25 protein-coding genes are annotated in these 22,918 nt (G+C 56.6%); 15 read left to right on the top strand and 10 right to left on the bottom strand.

Annotation, left to right across the window (positions count from 1 at the left end; translation table 11 throughout):
• Positions 1 to 175: 175 nt before the first annotated feature.
• Both BZK31_RS10715 and dcd read right to left on the bottom strand, forming a co-directional pair.
• The gene (locus BZK31_RS10715) at positions 176 to 400 is read right to left on the bottom strand and encodes a hypothetical protein (RefSeq protein WP_083182636.1); all 225 of its coding nucleotides are present in this window, start codon (positions 398 to 400) and stop codon (positions 176 to 178) included.
• 111 nt (positions 401 to 511) lie between these two features.
• Positions 512 to 1,078 carry a dCTP deaminase gene (gene dcd / locus BZK31_RS10720; protein WP_017126297.1) on the bottom strand — a complete coding sequence of 189 codons (567 nt, stop codon included), beginning with the start codon at positions 1,076 to 1,078 and terminating at the stop codon, positions 512 to 514.
• A 319-nt stretch (positions 1,079 to 1,397) separates the two neighbouring features.
• Here dcd and BZK31_RS10725 point away from each other — a divergent pair, with 319 nt between their 5' ends.
• Entirely contained in the window at positions 1,398 to 1,607 is a 210-nt protein-coding gene (locus BZK31_RS10725) for a cold-shock protein (RefSeq protein ID WP_002554837.1), read from the top strand.
• A gap of 127 nt (positions 1,608 to 1,734) precedes the next feature.
• Here the strand turns inward: BZK31_RS10725 and apbC are convergent, their stop codons facing one another.
• Positions 1,735 to 2,829, bottom strand: a complete 1,095-nt coding sequence (gene apbC / locus BZK31_RS10730) for an iron-sulfur cluster carrier protein ApbC (protein WP_083182637.1) — start codon at positions 2,827 to 2,829, stop codon at positions 1,735 to 1,737.
• Positions 2,830 to 3,004: 175 nt separating this feature from the next.
• Between apbC and metG the strand changes: the two genes are divergently transcribed.
• The 4 genes from metG to BZK31_RS10750 all read left to right on the top strand — a co-directional run bounded on the left by metG (position 3,005) and on the right by BZK31_RS10750 (position 7,354).
• Positions 3,005 to 5,047 (top strand): methionine--tRNA ligase, encoded by a 2,043-nt coding sequence (gene metG, locus BZK31_RS10735; RefSeq protein WP_083182638.1) that lies wholly within the window; start codon positions 3,005 to 3,007, stop codon positions 5,045 to 5,047.
• A gap of 115 nt (positions 5,048 to 5,162) precedes the next feature.
• Positions 5,163 to 6,176 (top strand): electron transport complex subunit RsxB, encoded by a 1,014-nt coding sequence (gene rsxB / locus BZK31_RS10740; protein WP_083182639.1) that lies wholly within the window; start codon positions 5,163 to 5,165, stop codon positions 6,174 to 6,176.
• A 250-nt stretch (positions 6,177 to 6,426) separates the two neighbouring features.
• A complete protein-coding gene (nth, locus tag BZK31_RS10745) occupies positions 6,427 to 7,065 on the top strand; it encodes an endonuclease III (protein WP_083182640.1) in 639 nt (212 codons plus the stop codon).
• 106 nt (positions 7,066 to 7,171) lie between these two features.
• Entirely contained in the window at positions 7,172 to 7,354 is a 183-nt protein-coding gene (locus BZK31_RS10750; protein ID WP_083182641.1) for a PA3496 family putative envelope integrity protein, read from the top strand.
• 153 nt (positions 7,355 to 7,507) lie between these two features.
• Here the strand turns inward: BZK31_RS10750 and BZK31_RS10755 are convergent, their stop codons facing one another.
• On the bottom strand, positions 7,508 to 8,134 hold the full coding sequence (locus BZK31_RS10755; RefSeq protein WP_004881876.1) for a response regulator transcription factor: 627 nt from the start codon (positions 8,132 to 8,134) through the stop codon (positions 7,508 to 7,510).
• Between the two features lie 383 nt (positions 8,135 to 8,517).
• Between BZK31_RS10755 and BZK31_RS29700 the strand changes: the two genes are divergently transcribed.
• The 3 genes from BZK31_RS29700 to BZK31_RS10765 all read left to right on the top strand — a co-directional run bounded on the left by BZK31_RS29700 (position 8,518) and on the right by BZK31_RS10765 (position 10,423).
• Positions 8,518 to 8,751: a hypothetical protein gene (locus tag BZK31_RS29700; protein WP_167377923.1), complete on the top strand. Its 234-nt coding sequence runs from the start codon at positions 8,518 to 8,520 to the stop codon at positions 8,749 to 8,751.
• Positions 8,752 to 9,391: 640 nt separating this feature from the next.
• Positions 9,392 to 9,919: a hypothetical protein gene (locus tag BZK31_RS10760; RefSeq protein ID WP_083182642.1), complete on the top strand. Its 528-nt coding sequence runs from the start codon at positions 9,392 to 9,394 to the stop codon at positions 9,917 to 9,919.
• A gap of 228 nt (positions 9,920 to 10,147) precedes the next feature.
• A complete protein-coding gene (locus tag BZK31_RS10765) occupies positions 10,148 to 10,423 on the top strand; it encodes a hypothetical protein (protein WP_083182643.1) in 276 nt (91 codons plus the stop codon).
• 80 nt (positions 10,424 to 10,503) lie between these two features.
• Here BZK31_RS10765 and BZK31_RS10770 read toward each other — a convergent pair whose 3' ends face one another.
• Both BZK31_RS10770 and BZK31_RS10775 read right to left on the bottom strand, forming a co-directional pair.
• The gene (locus BZK31_RS10770) at positions 10,504 to 11,721 is read right to left on the bottom strand and encodes an argininosuccinate synthase (protein ID WP_029244609.1); all 1,218 of its coding nucleotides are present in this window, start codon (positions 11,719 to 11,721) and stop codon (positions 10,504 to 10,506) included.
• Positions 11,722 to 11,852: 131 nt separating this feature from the next.
• The gene (locus BZK31_RS10775; RefSeq protein ID WP_083182644.1) at positions 11,853 to 12,755 is read right to left on the bottom strand and encodes an OmpA family protein; all 903 of its coding nucleotides are present in this window, start codon (positions 12,753 to 12,755) and stop codon (positions 11,853 to 11,855) included.
• Between the two features lie 145 nt (positions 12,756 to 12,900).
• Here BZK31_RS10775 and pyrC point away from each other — a divergent pair, with 145 nt between their 5' ends.
• From pyrC to bfr, 4 genes are all read left to right on the top strand, one after another.
• On the top strand, positions 12,901 to 13,944 hold the full coding sequence (gene pyrC, locus BZK31_RS10780; RefSeq protein WP_083182645.1) for a dihydroorotase: 1,044 nt from the start codon (positions 12,901 to 12,903) through the stop codon (positions 13,942 to 13,944).
• Entirely contained in the window at positions 13,941 to 14,618 is a 678-nt protein-coding gene (gene rnt, locus BZK31_RS10785) for a ribonuclease T (RefSeq protein WP_083182646.1), read from the top strand. Before pyrC ends, rnt begins: the two co-directional genes overlap by 4 nt.
• A gap of 196 nt (positions 14,619 to 14,814) precedes the next feature.
• Entirely contained in the window at positions 14,815 to 15,033 is a 219-nt protein-coding gene (locus BZK31_RS10790; protein WP_083182647.1) for a bacterioferritin-associated ferredoxin, read from the top strand.
• 199 nt (positions 15,034 to 15,232) lie between these two features.
• On the top strand, positions 15,233 to 15,703 hold the full coding sequence (gene bfr / locus BZK31_RS10795) for a bacterioferritin (protein WP_083182648.1): 471 nt from the start codon (positions 15,233 to 15,235) through the stop codon (positions 15,701 to 15,703).
• Positions 15,704 to 15,813: 110 nt separating this feature from the next.
• Here bfr and grxD read toward each other — a convergent pair whose 3' ends face one another.
• From grxD to BZK31_RS10810, 3 genes are all read right to left on the bottom strand, one after another.
• Positions 15,814 to 16,140: a Grx4 family monothiol glutaredoxin gene (grxD, locus tag BZK31_RS10800; protein ID WP_083182649.1), complete on the bottom strand. Its 327-nt coding sequence runs from the start codon at positions 16,138 to 16,140 to the stop codon at positions 15,814 to 15,816.
• A gap of 88 nt (positions 16,141 to 16,228) precedes the next feature.
• Positions 16,229 to 18,337 carry a molybdopterin oxidoreductase family protein gene (locus tag BZK31_RS10805; protein ID WP_083182650.1) on the bottom strand — a complete coding sequence of 703 codons (2,109 nt, stop codon included), beginning with the start codon at positions 18,335 to 18,337 and terminating at the stop codon, positions 16,229 to 16,231.
• A 133-nt stretch (positions 18,338 to 18,470) separates the two neighbouring features.
• Positions 18,471 to 18,764: a hypothetical protein gene (locus BZK31_RS10810; RefSeq protein ID WP_025993861.1), complete on the bottom strand. Its 294-nt coding sequence runs from the start codon at positions 18,762 to 18,764 to the stop codon at positions 18,471 to 18,473.
• Positions 18,765 to 19,204: 440 nt separating this feature from the next.
• Here BZK31_RS10810 and argF point away from each other — a divergent pair, with 440 nt between their 5' ends.
• The gene (gene argF, locus BZK31_RS10815) at positions 19,205 to 20,125 is read left to right on the top strand and encodes an ornithine carbamoyltransferase (RefSeq protein ID WP_083182651.1); all 921 of its coding nucleotides are present in this window, start codon (positions 19,205 to 19,207) and stop codon (positions 20,123 to 20,125) included.
• Positions 20,122 to 21,198 (top strand): ABC transporter ATP-binding protein, encoded by a 1,077-nt coding sequence (locus BZK31_RS10820; RefSeq protein ID WP_083182652.1) that lies wholly within the window; start codon positions 20,122 to 20,124, stop codon positions 21,196 to 21,198. Before argF ends, BZK31_RS10820 begins: the two co-directional genes overlap by 4 nt.
• 6 nt (positions 21,199 to 21,204) lie before the next feature.
• On the opposite strand, the gene ybaK is transcribed toward BZK31_RS10820, so the two are convergent.
• Positions 21,205 to 21,675, bottom strand: coding sequence for a Cys-tRNA(Pro) deacylase (gene ybaK, locus BZK31_RS10825; RefSeq protein ID WP_083182653.1), 471 nt, complete (start codon positions 21,673 to 21,675; stop codon positions 21,205 to 21,207).
• A 351-nt stretch (positions 21,676 to 22,026) separates the two neighbouring features.
• On the opposite strand from ybaK, the gene BZK31_RS10830 reads away from it, so the two are divergent.
• Complete coding sequence (locus tag BZK31_RS10830) at positions 22,027 to 22,896, top strand: MIP/aquaporin family protein (RefSeq protein WP_083182654.1); 870 nt, start codon at positions 22,027 to 22,029, stop codon at positions 22,894 to 22,896.
• Positions 22,897 to 22,918 lie beyond the last annotated feature (22 nt).

Below are 22,918 nucleotides of genomic sequence, written 5' to 3' on the forward strand. Positions count from 1 at the left end.
GCTCCCGTTTTGCGGGGATTTACGGGGGCGATTAAGTCCCACGCCGTTTACCGGCCCCCCCGTTTATCTCATGGGGCGCGGCCCTGTCTGGAAGATCGCTTGACCCGCCTCGCCATACCATGACCGACTGACGAAAACGCCCGCTGCCTCCAAGGAGGCAGCGGGCGTTCGGTGATCAGGCAACAGGTGTGGGCGGTGGCTCATCTGGCAAGGTGGGTTCGCCCGGCTCTTGAGGCTGGGAGGGCGGTGGTGGATACGGAGTGTCAGTACCCGGGTCACCCGGAATACCGCCCCCCACCAGGTTCAGCTCTGCGTGAGCCATCAGCGACCAGGCCAGCAGCCCGATCTCGTTGAGTGGAGGAGATGTTTCCTGTTCAGAGATTTTGAACGTAGTCTTCATAGGTCACTCCTGATCAATGGCCTTCGCTTACAACCGTAAGCGAATGCATGTGAGGCAATAGAGTGCGAAAACGAACATTAATTCCATCGGCGCATTGAAAGCGCTGTTGAATCAGGTGCGTGGCAGTGTGACACCGCGCTGCCCCTGGTACTTGCCACCACGGTCCTTATAGGACACTTCGCACTCTTCGTCGGATTCCAGGAAAAGCATCTGCGCCACGCCTTCGTTAGCGTAAATCTTGGCTGGCAGCGTGGTGGTATTGGAAAACTCAAGGGTAACGTGACCTTCCCACTCAGGCTCCAGCGGTGTCACGTTGACGATGATTCCGCAGCGCGCATAGGTGCTTTTGCCCAGACAGATGGTCAAAACATTGCGTGGGATACGGAAATATTCGACGGTACGCGCCAGCGCGAACGAGTTCGGCGGGATGATGCAGACGTCGCTCTTGATGTCGACGAAGCTTTTTTCATCGAAATTCTTGGGATCGACAGTGGCCGAATTGATGTTGGTGAACACCTTGAATTCGTCGGCGCAACGCACATCATAGCCATAGCTCGACACCCCGAAGGAGATCAGCCGGTCGGCACCTTCGCCACGCATCTGACGCTCGACGAAGGGCTCGATCATGCCGTGCTCTTGCGCCATGCGGCGAATCCACTTATCCGATTTGATGCTCATGGCGATGTCCTGATTTACGAGGTGAAAAAGATGATGGGCATCTTACCGGGCCTGCGCCACGTGTTCAAAGGCAACATATCCCCAGCCCATGACACACGAGCCGTACTTTCGACGCGATTGGAAATAATCCTCGACAGACCATTGGCACGTCCGACAAAAAGGGTTAAGGTGGCGTCACTGTGTTGCTTGTGTCACTGAGAATCTCTACACGATGTTGAATTTCGATCCAACCATCTCCATGAATTTTCCAGCTCTTTGCACTCAGTCTCGGCCAGGGCTCTTCCTAAGCCGCAGTTAACTTTGTCCAAGGAGATTTACTATGTCCAATCGCCAAACTGGTACCGTTAAGTGGTTCAACGATGAAAAAGGCTTCGGCTTCATCACTCCACAATCCGGTGACGACCTGTTCGTACACTTCAAAGCCATTCAGTCCGACGGCTTCAAAAGCCTGAAAGAAGGCCAGCAGGTCTCTTTCATCGCTACCCGCGGTCAGAAAGGCATGCAAGCTGAAGAAGTTCAAGTTATCTAACTTGTACTGATTCGCTTAAAAACCCCGCCCTCAAAAGCGGGGTTTTTTGTTGCCTGGCATTTGAGCCTGTGCATCGTAATCTGGCAAACCGGGGCCGAACTGGCCGACCCTGATTGCGCCCTACCTGTCAGTCATCACTGACCGAAATCGTCGGCATGGCCGGACTGACCGCTTCCTGCAGGACGATTCGTGCGCCGACATGGCGAGCCAGTTCCTGATACACCATCGCAATCTGACTCTCCGGCTCGGCAATCGCCGTGGGCCTGCCGCCATCTGCCTGCTCGCGAATCAACATCGACAGCGGCAACGAAGCCAGCAGTTCGACGTCGTACTGCGAAGCCAGCTTCTCGCCACCACCCTCACCGAACAGATGCTCGGCATGTCCACAGTTGGAGCAGATGTGCACGGCCATGTTTTCAACGACGCCCAACACCGGAATATTGACCTTGCGGAACATCTCGACGCCTTTACGGGCATCCAGCAGCGCAAGATCCTGCGGCGTGGTGACGATGACGGCCCCGGCCACCGGGATTTTTTGTGCCAGCGTCAACTGGATATCGCCAGTGCCAGGCGGCATGTCGATGATCAGGTAGTCCAGATCATTCCACGCCGTCTGCGTTACCAACTGCAAAAGCGCGCCCGACACCATCGGACCGCGCCAGACCATGGGCGTGTTGTCGTCGGTGAGAAACGCCATGGACATCACTTCGATGCCATGCGCCTCGATTGGCACGAACCATTTCTGATCCTTGATCTTCGGACGCGTGCCTTCAGGAATGCCGAACATCACACCCTGACTCGGCCCATAGATATCGGCGTCCAGAATACCCACCCGAGCGCCCTCACGGGACAGCGCCAGCGCCAGATTGGCAGCGGTGGTGGATTTGCCGACGCCGCCCTTGCCCGAAGCAACGGCAACGATGTTCTTCACATTGGCCAGGCCCGGAATCTGACTCTGGGCCTTGTGCGCACCGATCAGGGTAGTGATCTCGACCCTGGCCGCTGAAACCCCATCGATATTCTCGATGGCAGTCTTCAAGACATGCGCCCAGCCGTTCTTGAACAGGTCGGCGGCGTAGCCCAGCTCGAGACGCAACGTAACCTGCGTACCGTCAATGTCGATGGCCCGCACGCAACCGGCGCTCAACGGGTCCTGATTCAGATAGGGGTCGGTGTACTGGCGAAGAATCGTCTCCACCGCCGCGCGATTGACAGCGCTCATGGGCTCGCTCCGAAAAAAGACTGACTAAAACAGGCGGCTATCCTACCTGTTCTGTCGAGTGCCGACATGGTTTCGCTGCATATCCAGGCGTATTCCCACAACGGCACGAGGTGAAAAAAATTGCTCAGACCTTTATAGTGGCCGACCTCCGTTTCAGTTCAAGTAGCCGAGCCCCATGTCCGAGCCACGCAAGATTCTCGTTACCAGCGCCCTGCCCTATGCCAATGGTTCCATCCACCTTGGCCACATGCTCGAGTACATTCAGACCGACATGTGGGTGCGTTTCCAGAAGCACCGCGGCAATCAGTGCACGTACGTCTGTGCAGACGACGCCCATGGCTCGGCAATCATGCTGCGCGCCGAGAAGGAAGGCATCACGCCAGAGCAATTGATCGCCAACGTCAAGGCCGAACACAGTGCCGACTTTGCCGACTTCCTGGTGGATTTCGATAACTTCCACTCGACGCACTCGGACGAAAACCGTGAACTGTCGAGCATGATCTATACCCGCCTGCGCGACGCCGGGCATATCGCGACGCGCTCGATCACTCAGTATTTCGACCCGGAAAAGAAAATGTTTCTGGCCGACCGCTTCATCAAGGGCACCTGCCCGAAATGTGGCACTGAGGATCAATACGGCGACAACTGTGAGAAATGCGGCGCCACTTACGCTCCGACCGACCTGAAAGACCCGAAATCGGCGATTTCCGGCGCGACGCCCGTGCTCAAGGACTCCAAACACTTTTTCTTCGACCTGCCCGCCTTCGACGCGATGCTCAAGAGCTGGACGCGCAGCGGAACGCTACAGGATGCGGTCGCCAACAAGATCGCCGAGTGGCTCGACAGCGGCCTGCAGCAGTGGGACATCTCACGCGACGCCCCTTATTTCGGCTTTGAAATCCCCGATGAGCCGGGCAAGTACTTCTATGTCTGGCTGGACGCGCCAATCGGTTACATGGCCAGCTTCAAGAACCTGTGCGCACGCCGTCCGGAACTGGACTTCGATGCCTACTGGGGGAAGGACGCGACCACCGAGCTGTACCACTTCATCGGCAAGGACATCGTCAATTTTCACGCCCTGTTCTGGCCAGCCATGCTGGAAGGCGCGGGCCTGCGCAAGCCGACAGGCATCAACGTTCACGGCTACCTGACCGTCAATGGCCAGAAGATGTCGAAATCCCGTGGCACGTTCATCAAGGCGCGTACCTATCTGGACCACCTGTCGCCCGAGTACCTGCGCTACTACTACGCCTCGAAACTGGGCCGTGGCGTGGATGACCTGGACCTCAACCTGGAAGACTTCATCCAGAAGGTCAATTCGGACCTGATCGGCAAGGTAGTCAACATCGCCAGCCGTTGCGCCGGGTTCATTCACAAGGGCAACGCCGGCGTGATGGTGTCCGCCAACGCGGCACCGGAACTGACCGACGCATTCCTGGCTGCCGCGCCGAGCATCGCCGACGCCTACGAAGCCCGTGACTTCGCCCGCGCCATGCGTGAAACCATGGCCCTTGCCGACCGTGCCAACGCATACATCGCCGAAAAAGCCCCATGGGCGCTGGCCAAACAGGAAGGCAAGCAGGACGAAGTCCAGGCAGTCTGCGCTGTGGGCATTAACCTGTTCCGCCAACTGGTCATCTTCCTCAAGCCGGTATTGCCCAAGCTGGCGGCCGACGCCGAAGCGTTTCTCAACGTTGCGCCGTTGACCTGGGATGATCACAAGACGTTGCTGGTCAACCATCAGCTCAATCCGTTCTCGGCACTGATGACCCGCATCGACCCGGTCAAGGTGGAAGCCATGACGGCCGCTTCGAAAGAAGACCTGGCTGCCAGTGCCACCGATACCGCACCGCAAGGCAACGGCGAACTGACCAAGGACCCTCTGTCGGCCGAGATCGATTTCGATACGTTCGCCGCGGTGGACCTGCGCGTCGCTCTGATCCTCAAGGCAGAGCATGTCGAAGGAGCCGATAAACTGCTGCGCCTGACACTGGACATCGGTGACGAGCAGCGCAATGTATTCTCGGGCATCAAGAGCGCCTATCCCGACCCCAGCAAGCTGGAAGGTCGCCTGACCATGATGATCGCCAACCTCAAGCCGCGAAAAATGCGCTTTGGCATTTCGGAAGGCATGGTGATGGCGGCAGGTCCTGGCGGCGAAGAAATCTACCTGCTCAGCCCGGACAGCGGCGCCAGGCCGGGTCAGCGCATCAAGTAAGGCATGATAAGGCCCGGTATCCGCTGATCAAAAGCGGGTGCCGGGCCTTTGCGTATCAGTAAGAATGACTTCCTGACCCATATTGGCTAAAGCCTGTTCGCTATCCGGCAAGCGCATGAACCTGATCCAGCACATCGACGCCCTTCTGCCCCAGACACAATGTGGCAAATGCGGGCACCCCGGCTGCAAGCCTTACGCACAAGGGATTGCCAATGGCGAGGCGATCAATAAGTGCCCGCCCGGCGGTGAAGAAACCATTGCTCAGTTGGCGCAGCTGCTGGCCGTATCCGTGCTGCCACTGGATGCCGAGCGCGGGTCGGCACCTGCACAGGTTGCCTTTATCCGTGAAGCCGAGTGCATCGGTTGCACCAAGTGCATTCAAGCCTGCCCTGTCGATGCCATCGTGGGCGCGGCGAAATTGATGCACACCGTCATCATCGATGAATGCACGGGCTGCGATTTGTGTGTCGCGCCCTGCCCTGTCGACTGCATCGACATGCACCCTTTGCCGCTGGTGCAAACATCATTGCCCGCTGTCATTCCTGTCGTGGGTGATCTGACACTCGACACTCAACAACAGCGCGCTCGTCTGCACAAGCGCAACCACGCCCGCCAACGGTTCGAATCGCGTAACAGGCGCTTGCAACGCGAGCAGGAGCGGAGACAGGCGGAACGACTGGCACGGACGCAGAAGTCCGCATCCACTTCGACGCTGACGCCTGTAAAGGCCGATGGCGACGAAGCGCTCAAGAAAGCGCGCATCGCCGTGGCCATGAGCCGCGCTCAGTTGAACAAGTCTCTCAAAGCCTTCGGTCATCCGCCTATCGCTGAACAAGCGGCGCGTCTGGTGGAGTTGCAGCAAGAATACGAAGTCGCCGAACAGGCACTGGAAAAACTGTTGTCCGCACCGGTCGAAGCCGCGGCACCGCCTCCTGTAAAACCCGATGACAGCGCCGTGAAGCGAGCCCGGATCCAGCAAGCCATGGCGCGCGCAGCACTCAAGAAGGCGCAGACCGCCCATGCGCCAGCGGACCAATTGATGAGTCTGGAAAGCGCCGTCAAGCAAGCCGGACAAACGCTGGAGTCTGCCGAGCAGGCGCTCCGCGCTGCTTCAACTGCAGGGACCTGAAGCGGGTAGCCCTGTTTCGTCTGGTCACCCTGAAGGTAGAGTGGCAAATTACCGTGCCAGGCTTTGTACGAAAAGTCGGCGAGCGAAGGTCAGGCAAGGCCAAAACAGGCAAGGAAGCGGATTCTACGTGGTGTAGATGAGCATTCCAATGCCGGCTTTAACGCAGCATCATCGATGCATAGCCACTTTTCGTACAGAGCCTAAAGCTCGCGCTAAGCATCTGACCCAAACCCAAGGAAACGCGTCGCCCATGAATGCCGCAAAACGCCTGGAAATTTTCCGCAGGCTCCATGAAGACAACCCGGACCCCAAGACCGAGCTGGCGTACGCCACGCCCTTCGAGCTGCTGATCTCGGTGATTCTCTCGGCGCAGGCAACCGACGTCAGCGTCAACAAGGCGACTGCACGGCTTTATCCGGTTGCCAACACACCCGAATCGATTCATGCACTGGGCGTCGAGGGCCTGTCCGAGTACATCAAGACCATTGGCTTGTACAACAGCAAGGCCAAAAACGTCATCGAGACTTGCCGTTTGCTCATGGAGCGTCATGCTGGAGAAGTGCCGCAGACCCGAGAGGCGCTTGAAGCACTGCCCGGTGTCGGGCGCAAGACCGCCAATGTGGTGCTCAATACCGCGTTCCGCCAGGTCGCCATGGCCGTGGACACGCATATTTTCCGCGTCAGCAACCGGACCGGCATAGCGCCCGGCAAGAATGTGGTCGAGGTGGAAAAACAACTGATGAAGTTCGTGCCCAGACATTACCTGCTGGACGCGCATCATTGGTTGATCCTGCATGGTCGTTACGTATGTCAAGCGCGCAAGCCCCGTTGCGGCAGCTGCCGCATAGAAGACCTGTGCGATTACAAGTTTAAAACCTCTGACGATTGAGCCGAATAGATTCCAGCCGCCTGATCGATTGAAAAAATCTTTTTTACCCGCTACAGGTTTGTCGATATAAGGTGCGCCAATAGAGCTAAAGCCTGGAGTCAACTTCATGAGTACTGGCAAAGAGCAATTGGACGTCGATGATGATTTCGTAGCTGTCGATCCCGACGAGGTCGAGCAGGCACCCGTGGAGCCCGCAAAAACCAATCTGAGCAAGCGGCGAACGATCGACAATCTGCTCGAAGAACGACGCCTGCAGAAACAACTCGCAGATTACGACTTCGATCTTTAATGCCCGGATCAAGCTCGAACGCAGTGACTTGGTTCAACGCATGGGCTTGAAAAGCCCCCCGCGCAGAGAGGCTTTTTGTTTACGAATGCCGTATTACGGACGGCGTCCGACAGGCTGCCAGCATCGTCTGGCAAGTACCGATTCCATGTAGGGTCATACAAGCCCGTTACGTTGCGCCAGCTCGATCAGATCGACCAGCGAATGAGCATTGAGCTTGAGCAGCAGACGTGTCTTGTAGGTGCTCACGGTCTTGTTGCTCAGAAACATACCATCTGCGATTTCCTTGTTGGTTTTGCCCCTCGCCAGTTGCTGCAACACCATCATCTCCCGCCCGGAAAGACGATCGACCATCTCTGATTCACTGGCATTGCCCATGCTGGAACGAACCGTGTGCAGAGCCTGATTGGGGAAATAGCTATAGCCCGACAGCACCGCCTTGATCGCGCTCAACAACTCGGTCAGGTCCTGCTGCTTGCAGACATAGCCCGCAGCACCGGCCTGCATGCAACGCATGGAGAAATGGCCCGGCGCCTGAGAGGTCAGAATCAGCACCTTGAACGGCAGGGTCATGGCCGACAGGCGGGCAATGACCTCAAGCCCATCGAGCTTGGGGATACCTATGTCGAGAATGACAATATCCGGCAGATGCTCACGAGCCAGTTGCAGCGCGTCCACTCCATTGTCGGTCTCCGCAATGACTTCATAGCCATGACGCTCCATCAGCATGCGTACAGCAAGGCGAATGACAGGATGATCATCCACGATCAGCACTTTATTCATGGGCAGTCCAATTTTCGCTATTCGAATTTTCAGAGTCAGCACAATAGCTTAGTCGTTTAGTGCTTTGCATGACGCTCCCCCCCGCGGACTAACAGCCAGAGACCATTCATACATTTACAGCAGAATATTCCTACAAAACTCGAGACGAACGAGCTCTTTTTTATCTTTTTCACAGAGCCTTTCCTTTTCGGAATTCGATAACAGTACAACTACCCGGAGCGGCTGAACAGAGCATCGCCGGGCCGGATAACTTTTTTCGGCAAGCTGATCAGCAACTTTTTCCATCATTTGATCAGATTGCTCGCGCCGGACAAACCGGCCTTTGCCGCCAGCCTTGGAGAGGCCTCCTAAAAACGCATTAAACTAGCTTAGTGCCACCAGTCATGAAAAATGTGCTCGCTTTAGATGCTTGTCTTCTAAGGGCCGACGCTTGCAACTTCGATTCGAATGGTAATGAGCAGGTATGGCTTGCTGAATTGCGAACCGCTCCTCTGCGCCTGAAGAAACCGGAAAACCGGCTGCGCCAGAACTTGCCTCATTTAATCCTGACCTCCCGAACGCTCGTTGGCGCCAATGATCAACGTCCGGCTTCCATTGAAAATTACACACTTCAGTAACTTTTATGTGTAAATATATGTTCAAAGAGCGAGCTTACAAAAAACCAAGAAATTTCCTACAGCCATTTAACCAACGCATCGATTCTCTCCAACCCAGAAAATCAACCTCTCATCCTGAGAGCCTACACCTGATAGTAAAACATACAAATTGAACTCATCACCATTTCTTACAAAAACCAAAGCCTTTTTCTGCCCTCTTACACCAGAAAGGGCTCATTCGACAAGGAGCTAATACTAGTTTTCATCACAAATCCATAGTGAAACGCTTAAAGAGGAAAAGGACTACACCACTCACAGACAACATTTAAACCTATGTAAGACACCCTCAAAACACATAAATAGATTCATGTAGAGCCTCACTTTTTCACTTGCAAATTCTATTACCAGTCGTTACTTTTTTAATAGAAACTCATTAATCGAGACTATTGAACAGCCTCTCTATTAAAAGATATACATGAGTAAGGCCAACTTTAGCGCTCTTCTCACAGCGCCCAGTTAAACCTTGCCCATAAAAACTGAAGCAGTCAGACAACATGAACATGGTATGCCCGATAGACAGGCGTCTTTGACGCTACCGCCACGGGCCTGAAGACGCGTCTGCGCAGCCATGTATATAACCATGTTCAAAAAGGGATGGACTATGAATAACAAATCTTCTCGCTCATCATCAAAAGCGCCTGTCAGCGTTGATCTGATCACGGCAGTCGAAGCATTTGTGGCCAATGGCGGCGTGATCGCGATGATACCCGATCGTGAAGCCACCACTTCCTCCGCGCCCGTGATCACACCTTGCAACCCCCTGGAGGATTCTGATGACGAACAGCTTGCCAAAGTGCAACTGTTGAAAGAACTGGTCGCCAAAGGTGCCGGTTTTTCCGCGCTTCAATATTCGCTGAGGATGAACAGAAAAGACATACGACAGCTGGCTGTCGATCATGGTGTGAGAATACATTCCAGCCGACCGGTCGAAAAGGCTAAACGAGAAAGCCAACGCGACACGGATGATGTCGATGATGTCATTGCCGGCCACGTGATGCATTACTCGAGCCTGGGCTATACCGCATCGGAAATTGCTCAAGTCCTTGAGCTCAGCCTGCGCCAAGTGTGGAATATAGGTAAGGCCTATCGGTTCGAACTTAGACAGGAGCGGGACGGTGATACTGCATGAATGCTCGACTTTCAAACGTGAACGCATGCCAGGTGCGCCGTTGGCAAAGCGAAGAAGCGGCAACTGTGCAGGCGTGTTAAAGCATCATTATACGAAAAGGTGGGTAAAGCATGACACCTCTAAAATTCAATGCACATCGAGAACCTTTTCCCTAAAAGAAAATGACCGAATATCAACTTTCACGACAGTCATAAAGGACTTATCAACCCCTGCAACAAGGACCCGACCATGTCGAAACTAAAAGAATACCGACGACTTGAACAGCAACTGAATACGCAGCTTGAACGACTTGAAGCACTCGGAAACGACAAAAGGCTTTTAGAAGAAGTCGCTTTCGAGAAAAAGCTTCAGATATTACTTGATCGTTACCGCATCAAGAAAGACGAGCTTGTCAACTTACTGGGCTTGTCGCTTGGGTGCACAGGTAACAGCGTTGGCGAGGAAAGAACGTCCTGCACCATGAACGGAAGACAGTCGCGCAAGAGTGGGAAAAGCAGATGCTGAATGCCTGAGACAGGTGATTGTTCAGCGAGTATTTTCAAATGCAGCCCGGTCAGGGCTGCATTTTCAAACGAGAGACCCCATCAGAACAGCTTGCGGCCCTTGTTCGCCGCAATGCGCATGCGCAGCGCATTGAGCTTGATGAAGCCAGCGGCGTCGGCCTGATCGTAGGCACCGGCGTCGTCTTCGAAGGTTGCAATGTTGGCATCGAACAGGGAATCGTCGGACTTGCGACCGGTGACAATCACGTTGCCCTTGTACAGCTTCAGGCGCACTACCCCGTTCACGTGAACCTGAGACGCATCGATCATCTGTTGCAGCATCAGACGCTCAGGGCTCCACCAGTAGCCGGTGTAGATCAGGCTGGCGTACTTGGCCATCAACTCGTCTTTCAGGTGAGCGACTTCACGGTCCAGCGTGATCGACTCGATCGCACGGTGAGCGCGCAACATGATGGTGCCACCCGGGGTCTCGTAGCAGCCACGGGACTTCATGCCCACGTAACGGTTTTCCACGATGTCCAGACGACCGATACCGTTTTCCCCGCCGATACGGTTCAGGGTAGCCAATACGGTGGCAGGCGTCATTTCAACGCCGTCCAGCGCGACGATATCGCCATTGCGATAGGTCAACTCCAGGTACGTAGCGACGTTTGGCGCGTCTTCAGGCGACTTGGTCCAGCGCCACATGTCTTCTTCGTGCTCGGTCCAGGTGTCTTCCAGCACGCCGCCTTCATAGGAAATGTGCAGCAGGTTGGCGTCCATGGAGTACGGTGATTTCTTCTTGCCGTGACGCTCGATTGGAATACCGTGCTTCTCGGCATAGTCCATCAGCTTCTCACGCGACAGCAGATCCCATTCGCGCCAAGGTGCGATCACTTTAACGCCTGGTTTCAGTGCATAGGCACCCAGTTCGAAACGGACCTGATCGTTACCCTTGCCGGTTGCGCCATGGGAAATGGCATCAGCGCCGGTTTCGTTGGCGATTTCGATCAGGCGCTTGGCGATCAGTGGACGAGCGATGGACGTACCCAGCAGGTACTCGCCTTCATAGACGGTGTTGGCACGGAACATCGGGAACACGAAGTCGCGAACGAACTCTTCGCGCAGGTCGTCGATGTAGATTTCCTTCACACCCATGGCCTGAGCCTTGGCGCGTGCAGGCTCGACTTCTTCGCCCTGACCCAGATCTGCGGTGAAAGTCACCACTTCGCAGTTGTACGTGTCCTGCAGCCACTTGAGGATTACCGAAGTATCCAGACCACCGGAATACGCGAGAACTACCTTGTTTACGTCCGCCATGCCATCACTCCACCGCGTTGTACGGAAAACCGACGATTCTACCGTTCACAGCAGGAAATTTACAGGGGCGCGACAGCTTGTGACGACGAGGCGACAGAATTTGTCAGCCTCGCGACAGAATGGGTGAGTGATCAGGAGGTGTGAGCAGCGCTCGCCGAGGCGACCGGCACAGGACGCTCTTCAGGCGCGACGCGCTCAAGGTGCACGTTTACGCGACGGTTGCGCGCCCGGTTGGCATTATTGGTGTTGGGAGCCAGCGGATAGCGCTCACCATGGAACCTCAGCGTGATCTGCTGTTCCGGAATGCCTTGGGCCTTGAGGTAATCCATGACCGCCAATGCCCGGCGACGTGAAAGATCACGATTGGTCAGGCGATTGCCGCTGTTATCCGAGTGGCCGTCCAGTTCGATGTGGTTGACCGTCGGATCAGCCTTCAGGTAGGCAACCATGTTGTCCAGCCGGGCCTTGGCCGCCGCGTCCAGTTCAATGCCGCCGCCCGGAAAACCGACTTCAGCCTGTTTGACCTGATCGAAGTTCATCGGCAGCAGTTTGGCGGTACAGGCCTGATAATCGGCGAAAGCCTTGCTGAACTTGACCGGCAGTAGACGCACCTCCATCTGCCCGCCATCACGGGAATAATGACGGATCAGCGGCGTGCGCCCCTCCATCAGTCCGCTGATCAGACGTCCGGCCTGGGCATGAGAGGTATTGAAGGGTATTTCACCATTGCTGACGCGCACCGATCCCAGATTGATGTCGCCCCGTCCTGGTTGCCAGGGTGCGGCCGCAGCCAGCAAGGTCGCGGAACCGTTGCCCAGCATGTTGTAGGACGCCTTGAGCCGGAAGGTGGCCTGCTCACCCGCACGGCGCACGAACTCACCCACACCGAAATCGGTGATGGGCTGAGTCAGACGGCACTCGAACTGATCGCCTTCGACTTTCCATTCGATGCTTTCCAGACGCGTCTGGAAATTGATGGCCATCGCTGGAAGGCTGGCGAACACGCTGAGCAGGGCTAGATATCGCTGGCGCACGGGAGGCTCCACTTGAAATGATCGCGAAACAAATACACTTTCTATGTCGAGCTATCGGTAAGTTCCTGCAAAACTTGATAGCGGGTGCCTGAGAGAGTCTTTTCCGGTAGCATTCCCTGCGAGTTTGACCCGCCTGGAATCCCCAATGTCTGACCGCCTGACCCTTCTGCGTCCCGACGACTGGCACATCCATCTCCGTGACGGAGCTGTTTTGCCCCACACCGTCGCTGACGTAGCGCGCACTTTTGGCCGCGCAATCATCATGCCCAACCTCGTGCCGCCGGTTCGCAATGCCCAGCAAGCCGATGCCTATCGTCAGCGCATTCTCGCTGCACGTCCGGCCGGTAGCCGCTTCGAGCCGTTGATGGTGCTTTATCTCACCGACCAGACAACGCCCGAAGACATTCGCACGGCCAAGGCCAGCGGTTTTGTCTACGCAGCCAAGCTGTACCCGGCTGGCGCCACGACCAATTCCGACTCGGGCGTGACCAGCATCGACAAAATCTACCCGGCCCTCGAAGCCATGGCGGAAGTCGGCATGCTGCTGCTGGTGCATGGCGAAGTGACGCGCGGTGAGATCGACGTCTTTGATCGCGAGAAAGTGTTCATCGACGAACACCTGCGTCGTGTCGTCGAACGGTTCCCGGCACTCAAGGTGGTGTTCGAACACATCACCACCGGCGACGCCGTGCAGTTCGTCAATGAAGCATCGGCCAATGTCGCGGCGACCATCACCGCGCATCACCTGCTTTATAACCGCAACCACATGCTGGTCGGTGGTATTCGCCCGCACTTCTATTGCCTGCCGATCCTCAAGCGCAATACCCATCAGACGTCTTTGCTGGACGCCGCCACCAGCGGCAACGGCAAATTCTTTCTGGGCACCGACTCCGCTCCGCATGCACAACATGCCAAGGAAGCGGCATGCGGTTGCGCCGGTTGCTACACCGCTTTCGCGGCCATCGAGATGTACGCCGAAGCCTTCGAGCAACGTAATGCGCTGGATAGGCTGGAGGGCTTCGCCAGCCTTCACGGTCCGGCGTTCTACGGCCTGCCAGCCAACCAGGACACCATCACGCTGGTGCGTGAGGAGTGGACTGCCCCCGCCAGCCTGCCGTTTGGCGAGTTGTCCGTAATACCGCTGCGCGCAGGTGAAAAACTGCGCTGGCGCCTGGAGGAAAACGCGTGAGTGAAGATCATTTCGACGACGAACTGGAAGGTCATGGTGGTGGCATCGGGTCCCGTCATCCCATGGCGGCCCGCTTTCGCGGCTATCTGCCGGTCGTCATCGATGTAGAGACCGGTGGCTTCAACTCGGCCACCGACGCGCTGCTTGAGATCGCCGCCGTCACCATCGGCATGGACGAAAGGGGCTTCGTGTTCCCCGAGCACACCCACTTCTTCCGGGTCGAACCGTTCGAAGGCGCGAACATCGAAGCGGCTGCACTGGAGTTTACCGGCATCAAGCTGGACCACCCGCTGCGCATGGCCGTCAGCGAAGAAACAGCCCTGACCGACATCTTTCGCGGCGTGCGCAAGGCCCTCAAGGCCAACGGCTGCAAACGCGCGGTGCTGGTAGGCCACAACGCCAGCTTCGACCTGGGCTTTCTCAACGCAGCCGTCGCTCGCCTGGACATGAAGCGCAACCCGTTTCATCCGTTTTCAAGCTTCGACACCGCGACCCTTGCGGGCCTGGCCTACGGTCAGACTGTTCTTGCCAAAGCCTGCCAGGCTGCCGGTATCGATTTCGACGGCCGCGAAGCCCACTCCGCACGCTACGACACGGAAAAGACCGCCGAGCTGTTCTGCGGCATCGTCAACCGCTGGAAGGAAATGGGCGGCTGGGAAGACTTCGACGACTGAGGCCTGACCTGCTCGTGAACAGACCGGCCCTGTGCCGGTTTTTTCATGGGCGCGACTCATGAAAGTATTTGGTTAAAGCGGTGGAATGACCATTCATCGACCTGCCTGAAGCGCACCCAAAACAGTTTTGACAAGCATTCTCATTACCATTAAGCTCCTGATCACCCAGCCATAAACCAGCGATGGTCCATAGCTTATGTATGTATGTCTCTGCCAAGGTGTTACTGACGGTCAAATCCGGGAAGCGATTCTGGAAGGTTGCTGCAGTTATCGTGAAGTTCGCGAGACGCTGGGTGTTGCGAGTAAATGTGGAAAATGTGCCTGCCTGGCGAAGGAAGTGGTGCGTGATACCCTGACCGAACTGCAAAGCAGTCACGCCGCGCTGGGTTATGCGACAGAATTTACAGCGGCCTGATACCCCCTCTTTCAAAGAACCGGACTTGATGTCCGGTTTTTTTATGCCTGTAATTCAAGCGCTTAGCGTCAAGATGCGGAACTCAAACATTCTTATTCCTATTTAAATTCACTTATTATTCAATAACTTAGGTTTGACAGCGATTCGTGCGCGGCTCACACTCGCCGCTTATAGACAAACCATCGGCAGGACCTCGAACATGAAAGGCGACATTACAGTCATCCAGCATCTCAACAAGATCCTCGGAAACGAGCTGGTCGCGATCAATCAATACTTTCTGCATGCACGCATGTACGAAGATTGGGGCCTGAAAAAGCTGGGTGCTCATGAGTACCATGAGTCCATCGACGAGATGAAGCACGCTGACAAGATCATCAAGCGCATTCTGTTCCTGGAAGGCCTGCCGAATCTGCAAGACCTGGGCAAGATCCTGATTGGGGAACACACCCGCGAAATGCTCGAGTGCGACCTCAAGATCGAGCAAAAAGGCCTGGCCGATCTGAAAGCAGCCATTGCTCACTTCGAGACCGTTGGCGATTTCGGCAGCCGTGAGCTGCTGGAAGATATCCTCGAATCCGAGGAAGAACACATCGACTGGCTGGAAACCCAATTGGGCCTGATCGACAAGGTGGGCATCGAAAACTACCTGCAATCGCAGATGGGCGACTGATTCGTAAGCCCACAATAGAAAAAGCCCGCCTCCTTGGAGAGCGGGCTTTTTCATGCCTGTAAAGCATTTGATGGGCCAGACCGTTACCACTGCCCCACCAACAGGCGGTGTTACTGAGCCTTGGCGGCCGAAGCGTTCTTGACCAGTTCCTGCAGAGAACCGTCAGCCATCATCTCGGTGATAATGTCGCTGCCGCCGACCAGTTCGCCCGCCACCCACAGTTGCGGGAATGTCGGCCAGTTGGCGTACTTGGGCAGGTTCGCGCGGATTTCAGGGTTTTGCAGGATATCGACGTAAGCGAACTTCTCGCCGCACGCCATCAACGCCTGGGAAGCCTTGGCCGAAAAGCCGCACTGTGGCGCGTTGGGAGCGCCTTTCATGTAAAGCAGAATGGTGTTGTTGGCAATCTGCTCTTTGATTGTTTCGATGATATCCATGGAGCACCTCGGCTGAATTTTCCGACTCAGTTGTCGGCACGGTGGCGCATTGTAACGGAATCCCGAGTAAGACGCTCTGTCTTGAGCCTCAACATGCAGAGACATGCACAGGCACGCCATTCAATACCGCGTTGCCCGACAGCACATCGAGTTGACGCTCGTCAGTCAGGTCATTGGCGCTGACACCGGGCTGGTGCTGCGCAATCTCCATGCGCACACCTGCGCGGGCATGGCCCCAACCGTGAGGCAGACTGACCACGCCCGGCATCATGTCCAGACTGCCCAGCACCTGAACCTCGATCGTGCCAACCCGCGAACTGACACACACCTGCTGGCCGTCATTCAGGCCACGGCTGCTCAAATCGTCAGGATGCATGAGCAACTGATGGCGCGGCTTGCCTTTGACCAGCCGGTGATAGTTGTGCATCCATGAATTGTTGCTGCGTACATGCCTGCGTCCGATCAGCAGCAATTCACCGGTCTTTGCAATGGGTGCGGATTTGAATCGGGCGAGATCGGCGAGTATCACTTCAGGTGCCGCCTGCACATGGCAGTTGGCGGTCTTCAGGCGCTCTCCCAGGTTGGGTTGCAGTGCGCCCAGATCCAGACCGTGGGGGTGCGTATCCAGCATCGCCACGGAAAGTTTGTGAGCGGATGCATCGCCGTAACGCCCTTTACGCAGCCCGTGGTCGATCATCTGCGCGGGCGGCATTGTCGGTTTCAATTCTTTCTGCGTCTTGGCGGCAAACGCCTGAGCGAGGCCGACAAAAATCTCCCAGTCGTGCAGCGCACCCTCGGGCTTGTCGAAAATCGCACGGTTGAAGCGGGTGACGTTGCGGACCGCCAAGGTGTTGAACGTGGTGTCGTAATGGTCGTTTTCCAGCGCGGATGTGGACGGCAGAATCAGGTCGGCATAGCGCGTGGTTTCATTGATGTACAAATCGATACTGAGCATGAACTCAAGGCCCTCCAGAGCCTGCTCAAGCTGTCGACCATTGGGCGTCGACAGCACCGGATTACCCGCCACGGTCACCAGCGCACGGACCTGCCCCTCTCCTTGCTGCAGCATTTCTTCGGCCAGCGCCGAGACCGGCAACTCGCCGCCGTACTCGGGCAGGCCTGACACGCGACTCTGCCAGCGATTGAAATGGCCACCAGACGTCGAGCCGACGATGTCCACGGCAGGCTCGGTGCACAGCACGCCACCGACCCGGTCCAGATTGCCGGTCACCAGATTGATCAGTTGCACCAGCCAGTGGCACAAGGTACCGAACGCCTGCGTGGAGACGCCCATGCGCCCATAACAAACCGACTTGTCGGCCGCAGCGAAGTCGCGGGCCAACTGCCGGATCTGCTCGGGCGACACACCACAGCGTGGACTCATGGCATCTGCAGTGAAATCGGCAATCGCCGCCCGTACCTCGTCCAGCCCGTCGACCGGCAAGTGACTGTCGCGGGTCAGCCCTTCATCGAACAAGGTATGCAACAGGCCGAACAGCAAAGCCGCGTCGCCGCCCGGACGCACGAACAGATGCTGATCGGCAATGGCCGCCGTCTCGCTGCGCCGCGGATCGACGACCACCACTTTGCCGCCACGGCCCTGAATGGCCTTGAGGCGTTTCTCCACATCCGGCACGGTCATGATGCTGCCATTGGACGCCAACGGGTTGCCGCCCAGGATCAGCATGAAATCCGTGTGATCAATGTCCGGAATCGGCAGCAGCATGCCGTGTCCGTACATCAGAAAGCTGGTCAGGTGATGAGGCAACTGGTCCACCGACGTTGCGGAAAAGCGATTGCGCGTCTTGAGCAGGCCGAGAAAATAATTGCTGTGGGTCATCAGGCCGTAATTGTGAACGCTGGGGTTGCCCTGATAGACCGCTACCGCGTTCTGGCCATGGCGCTGCTGAATCCCGGACAGTTTTTCAGCCACCAGGTCGAACGCATCCTGCCAGGCAATCGGCTGCCACTGGTCACCGGTGCGCAGCATCGGTTGGCGCAGGCGATCGGGATCATTCTGGATGTCTTGCAGCGCAACGGCCTTGGGGCAGATGTGCCCGCGACTGAACGGGTCCAGCGGATCACCCTTGATTGACGTGATCTTTCGCGTGGCGTCGGGTTCGGTGGTCGTTTCGATGGTCAGGCCGCAGATGGCCTCACACAGGTGGCAGGCGCGGTAGTGTTCGGTCCGGGTCATCGCAGCCTCATGGTCTTGTCATGGCAATCTCATCGATCGCGGAACAATCACTATGGTGCGTGGCGATGGCCTGCGCCACCCGGCTTCGCATCATGAATCAGGGCTCATCAGGCCAGCGGATGTGCCCGACCGGTCAGCCGCCGATAGGCGTAACCACTTTGCGTTGCAACTGGATCTCGGTCACGGTTTCGATCTGTTCCTGAGCCAGGTGCACACCCGTCAGGTCGCCAATGAGACGCCAGTGTTCATCGAGCCCGGAACTGATGGTGGCCATCCGATCAATCATGCGCCGACCAGCGGTGCGTGTGACCTCGTCTTCACTGCGCAGCAGCTCGAAGGACATTGAGGTCATGGAAGCCGTGAGGTGGGTCAAGGTGCGGGCAGTCAGCCCGAGCAGTTCCGTTAGTTGACGCTCTTTTGAGTCCATTCCCAATCTCCCCAATCAATGATGGTACCAACGAGGCTTTATAACCTACGGCCGATGTTATGGAAACGGTTCTTGTTTCAACTGCGTGATGCACGTCGCATTCGCCGCCGGACTGTTACAGGATTGGTACTAATTGCCAACCCCGGCTGACGCAGTGTACAAATGCTGCCTTTGCAACGTGAGGCAATGGCTATTGGCCTGCTTCAGAATAGTCAGTTTCCGCCGCTGTGCAGGAATAAATGCACGGCTTGAAGACTGACTCCCTGATGACGGCCCACGTGCAAAAACAAGCATGCTATTGGTAAGACGCGACATTTTTTTATACTATCGCGCCTCTCTTATTCGTCGCCTTGCGCGGCTTTCTCCGCAGCCTTCGCCCGTTTTTTCGATAAAACCCGGCTTTGAAACCCTGCGGTCTGTTGCAATAAAGGTAGTTAATCATGAACGCCAGGCACTTTCTCTCGATGATGGATTACACCCCAGACGAACTGCTGGGCCTGATCCGTCGTGGCGTAGAGCTCAAAGACCTGCGAAATCGCGGCGTGCTTTTTGAACCTCTGAAAAACCGGGTGCTGGGGATGATTTTCGAAAAATCCTCGACACGTACCCGTCTTTCCTTTGAAGCCGGCATGATCCAGCTGGGTGGCCAGGCCATTTTCCTGTCTCATCGCGACACGCAATTGGGCCGCGGCGAGCCGATTGCCGACAGCGCGAAGGTCATGTCGCGCATGCTCGACGCGGTGATGATCCGCACTTATGCACACAGCAACCTGACCGAATTTGCCGCCAATTCACGCGTGCCGGTCATCAATGGCCTGTCTGACGACCTGCACCCGTGCCAGTTGCTGGCCGACATGCAGACCTTCCTGGAACATCGCGGCTCGATCAAGGGCAAGACCGTGGCCTGGATCGGCGACGGCAACAACATGTGCAACAGCTATATAGAGGCGGCGATCCGGTTCGACTTTCAGTTGCGCGTCGCCTGCCCGCTTGGCTACGAACCCAACCCTGAATTCATGGCGCTGGCGGGTGATCGGGTGACGATCGTGCGCGATCCAAAAGCAGCAGTCGCCGGTGCCCATCTGGTCAGCACCGATGTCTGGACCTCCATGGGGCAGGAAGAAGAAACCGCCAAGCGCATGGCCTTGTTCGCGCCGTTCCAGGTCACTCGTGCCCTGCTCGACCTGGCTGACAAGGATGTATTGTTCATGCACTGCCTGCCCGCTCACCGTGGCGAGGAAATCAGTGTCGATCTGCTGGATGACCCGCGCTCGGTGGCCTGGGATCAGGCGGAAAACCGCCTGCATGCGCAAAAGGCATTGCTGGAGTTTCTCGTCGCGCCGTCCTGCCAGCCCGCATGAGTCAGGCGTTGCTGCTGAACCTGCGCAATCTGGCGTGCGGCTATGACAACCAGCGCGTGGTGCAGGACCTCAATCTGCACCTCAACGCCGGTGATATCGGCTGCCTGCTGGGATCCTCAGGCTGCGGCAAAACCACCACCTTGCGCGCCATTGCCGGTTTCGAACCGATTCATGCCGGCGAAATCACCCTGGCGGGAGAGGTCATCTCGCGTCCCGGCTGGACCCTGGCACCGGAAAAACGCCGCATCGGCATGGTGTTTCAGGACTACGCCCTGTTCCCACACCTGAACGTTGCGCAAAATATCGCGTTCGGTATCCGCAAACACCCACGCCTTGAGCAAGTGACAAGCGAGTTGCTGGAGCTGGTCAACCTGGTCGGACTGGGCAAGCGGTATCCTCACGAACTGTCGGGCGGACAGCAACAACGCGTCGCACTCGCCCGGGCCCTGGCGCCAGAGCCGCAATTGCTGTTGCTCGATGAGCCTTTTTCCAATCTGGACGGCGAGTTGCGCAGGCGGTTGAGCCATGAGGTGCGTGACATCCTCAAGGCCCGTGGCACGAGCGCGATTCTGGTTACTCACGATCAGGAAGAAGCTTTCGCGGTCAGCGATCATGTCGGTGTGTTCAAGGAAGGTCGGCTGGAACAGTGGGACACGCCTTACAACCTGTATCACGAACCGCAGACGCCATTCGTCGCGAGTTTCATCGGACAGGGCTACTTCATTCGCGGGCAGATGATCGACCCTGAATCGGTGCAGACCGAACTCGGTGTGCTGCGCGGCAACCGTGCTTATCCGGGCGTCGCAGGCAGTGCGGTGGAGGTGCTGCTGCGTCCGGACGACATTGTTCATGCACCGCAAAGCGCCTTGAAGGCACGCGTCATCGGCAGAACATTCCAAGGCGCCTCGACGCTGTATCGTCTGCAATTGCCGACCGGCAGCCAGCTTGAAGCGATTTTTCCCAGCCATGCCGATCACATGGCTGGCGAAGATGTCGGCATCGAAGTAGCGGCTGACCACCTGGTGCTGTTCGCCGCGCCGGGCAGTGTCGCCGCGCACCGGGTCAGCGACTGATCCGGCTCATTCACGGCCGATTGGCGCAAAGACAGCGCTGGTGTTCGCGGCCAGCACTGTCGCCGACAATTCAACCTCCAGCCCTCTTCTTCCTGCGCTGACGAAAATGGTTTCGACGGGCATGGCCGTCTCGTCAATGAATGTGCGCAGACGCTTTTTCTGTCCCAGCGGACTGATACCGCCCAACAGGTAACCGGTCGAGCGCTGTGCCGCCGCCGGATCGGCCATCTCGGTTTTCTTCACCCCTGCAGCCTGCGCGAGGGCTTTGAGGTCAAGCGTTCCGACGACCGGCACCACGGCGACCAATAGCTCACCCTTTTCGGTACTGGCCAGTAGCGTCTTGAATACGCGTGCCGGTTCCAGCCCCAGCTTTTCTGCCGCCTCCAGACCATAAGAGGCGGCTTTGGGATCGTGTTCATAACTGTGAATACGGTGTTCGGCGCGAACTTTTTTCAATAAATCCAGGGCGGGGGTCATGCGTCACTCCGGGCAGATCAGGGCGCTCACTACTTTAAGCCAAATATTCGAGGCACGCCTTGATACGCCATGCCTGCAACAGTGATGGCTATTTAAAACCATAAAGAGATTTCCTACAAAACATGCAGAAACGAACGGAAATCAAACCATGATATTTTTCAGTGACCGTTCAGTTCCGACCTTTGACAGGGTTCTTTCTTGTCTATATTTTTTCGTTTACGAATATTATCGAACGCGGTTTTTCGGTATAACTCGCATCAGTGATCAGAATCTCAAGGATTCCGATACGCCGAAATAACGAGCATCCGTGCCTGCATACGGTGCCGCGACAAAAACAAAAAAGAGGTACTCATGACCATCGCAACTCAACAACCGACACTGACCGGACAATGCACGGCTGAATTTCTGGGCACTGCCCTGATGATTTTTTTCGGGACGGGATGCGTTGCAGCGCTCAAAGTCGCGGGTGCCACTTTCGGTCTTTGGGAAATCTGCATCATCTGGGGCATGGCCGTCAGCATGGGCATTTACCTGAGTGCGGGTATTTCCGGGGCTCACCTCAATCCGGCCGTCAGCATCGCGCTGAGCCTGTTTGCCGGATTCGAAAAGCGAAAGTTGCCCTTTTACATCGCCTCGCAGATTGCCGGTGCGTTCTGCGGTGCCGGTCTGGTGTACCTCCTGTACGTCAGCCTTTTTTTCGACTTCGAACATGCTCATCACATCATTCGTGGCAGCGAACAAAGCCTTGAACTGGCTTCGGTGTTTTCGACCTACCCCAATCCCGCCATTTCCGTCGGCCAGGCCTTTCTGGTCGAAGTGGTCATCACCACCATTCTGATGGGCGTCATCATGGCCTTGGGTGATGACAACAATGGTCTGCCCCGTGGCGCGCTGGCACCTCTGTTGATCGGTCTGCTGGTTGCCGTAATCGGTAGCGCCATGGGTCCGCTGACCGGCTTTGCCATGAACCCGGCGCGGGACTTCGGCCCGAAACTGATGACGTTCATTGCCGGCTGGGGTGAGATAGCATTCACCGGCGGTCGTGACATACCTTATTTCCTGGTTCCGATTTTTGCGCCCATTCTGGGTGCCTGCCTCGGCGCTGCCGGTTATCGTGCCCTGATTGCGCGTCACCTGCCGAGCGCCGTTCCTGCTGAAAACGAAAAAGAACTCGATAAAGACACCAACGTGGTACGCGGCAAAGTTCAGGCGTCATCTTGAATTCCACCCCAATAACGCAAGG

It is taken from the genome of Pseudomonas floridensis, from assembly GCF_002087235.1.
Taxonomy (GTDB): Bacteria; Pseudomonadota; Gammaproteobacteria; order Pseudomonadales; family Pseudomonadaceae; genus Aquipseudomonas; species Aquipseudomonas floridensis.